The sequence below is a fragment of the Vibrio sp. Of7-15 genome (genome assembly GCF_022347565.1).
GTDB lineage: Bacteria > Pseudomonadota > Gammaproteobacteria > Enterobacterales > Vibrionaceae > NORP241.
On record NZ_JAKRGH010000039.1, the window covers coordinates 22,646 to 29,302 of the forward strand.

Genomic DNA, 6,657 nt, shown 5'->3' on the forward strand with positions numbered 1-6,657 from the left:
TCTTAAGGGTCGCAAATTGTACCACCCTTTATTTGAGAAAGGTAGTTAAAAAATAAACGGTTCCAAAAAAACTTTGGAACCGCTTATAACTTTCATAAAATCAGCAAATTAGCTCTTTGCTTTTTCTACTACTTGTACCAAAGTCCAAGATTTCTTCTTAGACAGTGGACGACATTCACGAATCTCAACAGTATCGCCTAGGCCACACTGGTTAGTTTCATCATGTGCATGTAGCTTAGTCGTACGCTTGATGTACTTCCCGTAAATAGGGTGCTTCACCATACGCTCGATAGCAACAACGATAGACTTGTCCATCTTGTCGCTAACTACACGACCTTGCATAGTACGAATTTTGTCGCTCATTATGCGCCAGCCTTCTCAGTCAAAACAGTTTTAACACGCGCGATATCACGGCGTACAGCTTTCAAAGAATGAGTTTGCTGTAGCTGACCAGTTGCAGCTTGCATGCGCAAGTTGAACTGTTCACGTAGCAAATTCAATAGCTCTGCATTAAGCTCTTCAACGTTTTTTTCGCGTAGCTCTTGTGCTTTCATCACATCACCTGCTTAGTTACAAAAGTTGTTTTTACAGGCAGTTTACGTGCCGCTAGACGGAACGCTTCACGAGCCAACTCTTCAGGTACACCGTCCATTTCGTACATAACCTTACCAGGTTGGATTTGGGCTACCCAGTACTCAACGTTACCTTTACCCTTACCCTGACGAACTTCTAGTGGTTTTTCTGTGATAGGTTTGTCTGGAAAAATACGAATCCAGATTTGACCTTGACGCTTAATGTGACGCGTCATAGCACGACGAGCCGCTTCGATCTGACGAGCAGTGATACGACCACGGCCAACGGCTTTAAGGCCGAACTCACCGAAGCTTACATCAGTACCCTTAGCTAGACCACGGTTGCGACCAGTGTGAACCTTACGGAACTTAGTACGTTTAGGTTGTAGCATCAGTCGACTCCTTACTTACGGCTTTTACGCTGCTTCTTAGGCTTGTCAGCCTTTGGCTCTACTGCGTTAGCAGCCGGCATGCCGCCTAGAACTTCACCTTTGAAGATCCAAACTTTAACACCGATCACACCGTATTGGGTGTGAGCCGAAGAAGTTGCGTAATCAATGTCAGCACGTAGAGTGTGTAGAGGTACACGACCTTCACGGTACCACTCAGAACGTGCGATTTCAGCGCCGCCTAGACGACCGCTTACTTCCACTTTGATGCCTTTAGCGCCAAGACGCATTGCATTTTGTACCGCACGCTTCATAGCACGACGGAACATAACGCGACGCTCTAGCTGAGACGCGATGCTGTCTGCTACTAGTTGACCGTCTAGCTCAGGTTTACGTACTTCAGCGATGTTAATTTGCGCTGGTACACCTGCAATTTTAGCTACAGCTGCGCGTAGCTTCTCAACGTCTTCACCTTTCTTACCGATAACAACACCAGGACGAGCTGTGTGAATAGTCACACGGATGCTCTTAGCTGGACGCTCGATAACGATACGTGAAAGAGACGCTTTTTTCAGTTCTTTAGTTAGGAACTGACGTACCTTGAAGTCGCCGTCTAGGTTGTCAGCGAACTCTTGGCTGTTAGCAAACCAAGTGGCATTCCAAGGCTTAACGATGCCAAGACGAATACCATTAGGATGTACTTTCTGACCCATTGCTTACTCTCCTAGTCTCTTAGCGATCAGCTACAACAATACTGATGTGGCTTGAACGCTTCAAGATGCGATCTGCACGACCTTTAGCACGAGGCATAATACGCTTCATGGTTGGGCCTTCGTCTACGAAGATTTTAGCGACGTTTAAGTCGTCAATATCTGCACCTTCGTTGTGTTCTGCGTTTGCAATGGCAGACTCTAGAACTTTCTTGATTAGTACAGCAGCTTTTTTGTTGCTGTAAGTAAGAATTTCTAGTGCTTGGTCCACTGTTTTACCGCGAACTTGATCGGCAACTAAGCGAGCTTTCTGCGGTGAAATGTGGGCAAAACGATGTTTAGCAATAGCTTCCATATCCTACCCCTTAACGCTTCTTAGCTTTCTTATCTGCAGCATGGCCGCGATAAGTACGAGTTGGTGCGAATTCGCCCAGTTTGTGACCGATCATATCTTCGGTAACGAAAACTGGTACGTGCTGACGACCATTATGGACAGCGATGGTCAAACCGAGCATTGTAGGAATGATCATTGAACGACGGGACCAAGTCTTAATAGGCTTTTTGTCTCCGCTTTCCACCGCTTTCTCTACCTTCTTCAGCAAGTGTAGGTCAATAAAAGGACCTTTCTTGAGAGAACGTGGCATGGCGTATCCTCTTTATAGATTATTTGTTACGACGACGTACAATGTACTTGTCGGTGCGTTTGTTCTTACGGGTCTTGAAGCCTTTAGTAGGCATGCCCCATGGTGATACTGGATGACGGCCACCAGAAGTACGACCTTCACCACCACCGTGTGGGTGATCAACTGGGTTCATCGCAACACCACGAACGGTTGGACGAACACCACGCCAACGTGAAGCACCAGCTTTACCTAGTTCACGTAGCATATGCTCAGCATTACCAACTTCACCGATTGTCGCACGACCTTCGGAAAGAACTTTACGCATTTCACCAGAACGTAGACGTAGAGTTACGTATGCGCCATCGCGCGCTACAATCTGTGCGTATGCACCCGCTGAACGAGCCAGCTGAGCGCCTTTACCAGGCTTAAGTTCAACACAGTGTACAGTTGAACCTACTGGGATGTTGCGCAGCGGTAACGTGTTACCTGCTTTAATAGGCGCATCAACACCAGACTGGATTGCATCACCAGCCTGAAGGCCTTTAGGTGCAATGATATAACGACGTTCACCGTCTGCGTAAAGAACTAGTGCGATGTTTGCACTACGGTTCGGATCATATTCCAGACGCTCAACTTTCGCTGGGATACCATCTTTATTACGCTTAAAGTCAATAACGCGGTAATGGTGTTTGTGACCACCACCAACGTGACGTACAGTGATACGACCGTTGTTGTTACGACCACCAGATTTAGAGTTTTTCTCTAAAAGTGGTGCATACGGCTTACCCTTATGTAGGTCAGAGTTAACCACTTTAACAACGTGGCGACGACCAGGGGAAGTCGGCTTACATTTAACAATAGCCATGTTTAACTACTCCTGTCTTACTCAGCGCCGCCAACGAAGTCGATGTCCTGACCTTCTTTCAAGATAACGTAGGCTTTCTTAACGTCTGAACGACGGCCTTGACGCATACCTTGACGCTTGGTCTTACCCTTAGTGATAAGAGTACGAACATTCTTAACTTCAACTTCAAACAACTTTTCTACAGCTGCTTTGATCTCTTTTTTAGTTGCATCAATTGCTACTTTGAAAACAATCGTGTTGTTGTTTTCAGCAGCCATTGTTGCTTTTTCAGAGATGTGCGGGCCACGTAGAACTTTTAGTAGACGCTCTTCACTGATCATGCCAGCATCTCCTCAACTTGCTTAACTGCGTCAGCAGTCATTAGAACCTTGTCGAATGCAACTAGGCTTACTGGGTCAATACCAGCAACGTCACGTGCGTCAACTTTGTAAAGGTTACGAGCAGCTAAGAAAAGGTTCTCGTCTACTTCACCAGTAACGATAAGAACATCGTTAAGCTCAAGTTCTTTAAGCTTAGCTACTAGTTCTTTAGTTTTTGGTGCTTCTACAGAGAAGTTATCAACAACGATTAGACGCTCTTGACGAACTAGCTCAGAGAAAATGCTCTTAAGAGCACCACGGTACATTTTTTTGTTTACTTTTTGGCTGTGATCCTGAGGTTTCGCAGCAAAAGTAACACCACCTGTACGCCAGATTGGGCTACGAATTGTACCCGCACGTGCACGGCCTGTACCTTTTTGGCGCCATGGTTTAGCACCACCACCAGATACTTCTGAACGAGTCTTTTGAGCACGTGTACCTTGACGAGCACCTGCTGCGTAAGCAACAACTACCTGGTGTACAAGAGCTTCGTTAAACTCACGTCCGAAAGTAGTCTCGGAAACAGTTAGCGCATCAGCGCCTTTAACCATCAATTCCATTACTATCTCCTAGACGTTACGCTTTAACAGCTGGTTTTACGATCACGTTGCCGCCTGTAGCACCTGGTACTGCACCTTTAATAAGAAGCAGGTTGCGCTCAGCATCAACACGTACGATCTCTAGGTTTTGAGTCGTTACACGCTCATTACCCATTTGACCAGCCATTTTCTTGCCTTTAAATACGCGACCTGGAGTTTGACATTGGCCAATTGAACCCGGAGCACGGTGAGACAAGGAGTTACCATGGGTCATATCTTGAGTGCTGAAGTTCCAACGCTTAACAGCGCCTTGGAAGCCCTTACCCTTAGATGTACCAGTAACGTCTACTTTCTTTGTTTCTGCGAAAAGTTCTACATTTAGCTCAGCGCCAACTGCAAACTCTTCACCATTTTCTAAACGGAATTCCCAAAGACCGCGACCAGCTTCAACACCAGCTTTAGCAAAATGACCTGCTTCAGGCTTGCTTACACGGTTGGCTTTCTTAGAACCCGTAGTAACTTGGATAGCAGAGTAACCATCGTTTTCAAGTGTTTTAACTTGAGCTACACGGTTTGCTTCTACTTCTACAACAGTTACTGGGATAGAAACGCCTTCTTCGGTAAAGATGCGGGTCATGCCCACTTTACGACCGACTAGACCAATCATTTTCTTATCTCCCTTAACCTAGGCTGATTTGAACGTCAACGCCAGCAGCTAGATCTAGACGCATCAGAGCATCAACAGTTTTATCTGTAGGCTCAACGATGTCGATAAGACGCTTGTGAGTACGGATTTCGTACTGGTCACGTGCATCTTTGTTGACGTGTGGAGAGATAAGAACAGTAAAACGTTCTTTGCGAGTCGGTAGTGGAATTGGACCACGAACCTGCGCGCCTGTACGCTTAGCTGTTTCAACGATTTCCGCAGTAGACTGATCGATTAGACGATAATCGAATGCCTTTAGGCGGATACGAATACGTTGGTTCTGCATGAGACAGAGCTCCAATTAATAAATAACACAAACAATATCGCCACTCACTCTCGATAAGACGAGGGAATGCCGATTGATTTATGTGAAACCGTAGTACCAAAATTAGGTACGTTGTCAGCTAACTTTTACATTAACTGCGAACATAAGCTGAGTATAGATTATTGAATTGACCAGCAATTCCCCTCAATGCTCATTGGTTCACACCTGCCTCTATGAGGTCAGTGGGGAGCATTATACAGATCACATTTTAATGTGCAAGCGCTGATCGAAAAATAATCACAGAATGATTTTTAGAAGGAAAGAAGGGAAGCTGAGCTCCCTTCTTTTATGATGTCGGGTAGGGATATTGTTAGTCTTCATCAACGTATTGAGCTTGTAGATAGTTCTCAATACCTGTTTTATCAATAAGGCCTAGTTGAGTTTCAAGCCAATCTACATGCTCTTCTTCATCTTCAAGAATATCTTGGAATAAATCACGAGAGACAAAATCACGCACATTTTCTGCATATTCGATAGCGTCTTTTAAGTCAGGAATAGCAGACATTTCAACTTGCAGATCAGATTCGAGCATTTCTTTCGTATCTTCACCAATATTCAGCTTACCTAGATCTTGCAAATTCGGTAAACCTTCTAAGAAGAGAATACGCTCTACTAGATGATCGGCATGCTTCATTTCATCGATCGATTCGTCGTATTCTTTTTCTGCGAGATGTTTGAATCCCCAATCTTTATACATTCTGGCGTGCAGGAAATATTGATTGATCGCTACCAGCTCATTACCGAGTACTTTATTAAGATGCTGAATTATTTTTGGATCGCCTTTCATTAAAGCTCCCTCCTCTGTCGGCTTCCCATTAAATGTAGAAGGGTTCAGAAGAGTGTCAATGCACTAGCGCAGCGAATGCAATTGGTAATCAACTCGCTTTTTTCAATCTTAAAGGCATACTTTCTTCAATAATCACTTTTGCTTGTCGAATACACTTCCCGCATTGTGAACCTAAGGGCGTAATTTGACGGATACCACGTATATCAGAAATACCATCTTCTATTGTTAACTTACGGATTTTCTTATCAGAGATGCCATGGCATAAACAAACGTACATGGATGAAACCTTTTACTAAACAATACAACAATATTAATGGTAATTATTATTATTTCCATTAAATAATCTATCTTATTTAGATCTTTTTCGTCTCAGTAATGCGTTTTAATAACTAACTATTTTATCAAAAATTTAGCTAAGGAAGCTCGGTAGGCGGTAATGACTAATGTTGTTCTTGGAAAAGAAGTATAAAAAAAGGAAGCCGAAGCTTCCTTTTATAGTGTTTGATTAAAGTTAGCTATTAAGCGATAACTTTAGCAACAACACCAGCACCTACAGTACGGCCACCTTCACGGATAGCGAAACGTAGACCTTCGTCCATTGCGATTGGAGCGATTAGCTCAACTTGCATTTGGATGTTGTCGCCTGGCATTACCATTTCAACGCCTTCTGGAAGCTCGATGTTACCAGTTACGTCAGTTGTACGGAAGTAGAACTGTGGACGGTAGCCTTTGAAGAATGGAGTGTGACGACCACCTTCATCTTTTGAAAGTACGTATACTTC

At 44.3% G+C, this 6,657-nt stretch carries 13 protein-coding genes and 1 pseudogene; all 14 read right to left on the reverse strand.

The window, feature by feature from the left end; genetic code table 11:
* Positions 1-108 precede the first annotated feature (108 nt).
* Positions 109-363 (reverse strand): 30S ribosomal protein S17, encoded by a 255-nt coding sequence (gene rpsQ, locus MHO82_RS24035; protein ID WP_239188816.1) that lies wholly within the window; start codon positions 361-363, stop codon positions 109-111.
* On the reverse strand, positions 363-554 hold the full coding sequence (rpmC, locus tag MHO82_RS24040; protein WP_239188838.1) for a 50S ribosomal protein L29: 192 nt from the start codon (positions 552-554) through the stop codon (positions 363-365). Before rpmC ends, rpsQ begins: the two co-directional genes overlap by 1 nt.
* On the reverse strand, positions 554-964 hold the full coding sequence (gene rplP, locus MHO82_RS24045; protein WP_239188818.1) for a 50S ribosomal protein L16: 411 nt from the start codon (positions 962-964) through the stop codon (positions 554-556). The genes rpmC and rplP overlap by 1 nt, the downstream gene beginning before the upstream one ends.
* An 11-nt stretch (positions 965-975) precedes the next feature.
* Complete coding sequence (rpsC, locus tag MHO82_RS24050) at positions 976-1,674, reverse strand: 30S ribosomal protein S3 (RefSeq protein ID WP_239188820.1); 699 nt, start codon at positions 1,672-1,674, stop codon at positions 976-978.
* 19 nt (positions 1,675-1,693) lie between these two features.
* A complete protein-coding gene (gene rplV / locus MHO82_RS24055; protein WP_239188822.1) occupies positions 1,694-2,026 on the reverse strand; it encodes a 50S ribosomal protein L22 in 333 nt (110 codons plus the stop codon).
* Between the two features lie 10 nt (positions 2,027-2,036).
* Positions 2,037-2,315 (reverse strand): 30S ribosomal protein S19, encoded by a 279-nt coding sequence (gene rpsS, locus MHO82_RS24060; protein WP_239188824.1) that lies wholly within the window; start codon positions 2,313-2,315, stop codon positions 2,037-2,039.
* 19 nt (positions 2,316-2,334) lie between these two features.
* Positions 2,335-3,159, reverse strand: a complete 825-nt coding sequence (gene rplB / locus MHO82_RS24065) for a 50S ribosomal protein L2 (protein WP_239188826.1) — start codon at positions 3,157-3,159, stop codon at positions 2,335-2,337.
* A 17-nt stretch (positions 3,160-3,176) separates the two neighbouring features.
* Positions 3,177-3,479 carry a 50S ribosomal protein L23 gene (gene rplW / locus MHO82_RS24070; RefSeq protein ID WP_239188828.1) on the reverse strand — a complete coding sequence of 101 codons (303 nt, stop codon included), beginning with the start codon at positions 3,477-3,479 and terminating at the stop codon, positions 3,177-3,179.
* Positions 3,476-4,078, reverse strand: a complete 603-nt coding sequence (rplD, locus tag MHO82_RS24075) for a 50S ribosomal protein L4 (RefSeq protein WP_239188830.1) — start codon at positions 4,076-4,078, stop codon at positions 3,476-3,478. The genes rplW and rplD overlap by 4 nt, the downstream gene beginning before the upstream one ends.
* 16 nt (positions 4,079-4,094) lie before the next feature.
* Positions 4,095-4,724 (reverse strand): 50S ribosomal protein L3, encoded by a 630-nt coding sequence (gene rplC / locus MHO82_RS24080; protein WP_239188832.1) that lies wholly within the window; start codon positions 4,722-4,724, stop codon positions 4,095-4,097.
* Between the two features lie 13 nt (positions 4,725-4,737).
* The gene (rpsJ, locus tag MHO82_RS24085; RefSeq protein ID WP_086982059.1) at positions 4,738-5,049 is read right to left on the reverse strand and encodes a 30S ribosomal protein S10; all 312 of its coding nucleotides are present in this window, start codon (positions 5,047-5,049) and stop codon (positions 4,738-4,740) included.
* 349 nt (positions 5,050-5,398) lie between these two features.
* Positions 5,399-5,875: a bacterioferritin gene (gene bfr / locus MHO82_RS24090; protein WP_239188834.1), complete on the reverse strand. Its 477-nt coding sequence runs from the start codon at positions 5,873-5,875 to the stop codon at positions 5,399-5,401.
* Between the two features lie 88 nt (positions 5,876-5,963).
* Positions 5,964-6,152 (reverse strand): bacterioferritin-associated ferredoxin, encoded by a 189-nt coding sequence (locus MHO82_RS24095; RefSeq protein WP_239188836.1) that lies wholly within the window; start codon positions 6,150-6,152, stop codon positions 5,964-5,966.
* 241 nt (positions 6,153-6,393) lie between these two features.
* Positions 6,394-6,657: pseudogene (tuf, locus tag MHO82_RS24100) on the reverse strand (elongation factor Tu); the annotation flags it as partial.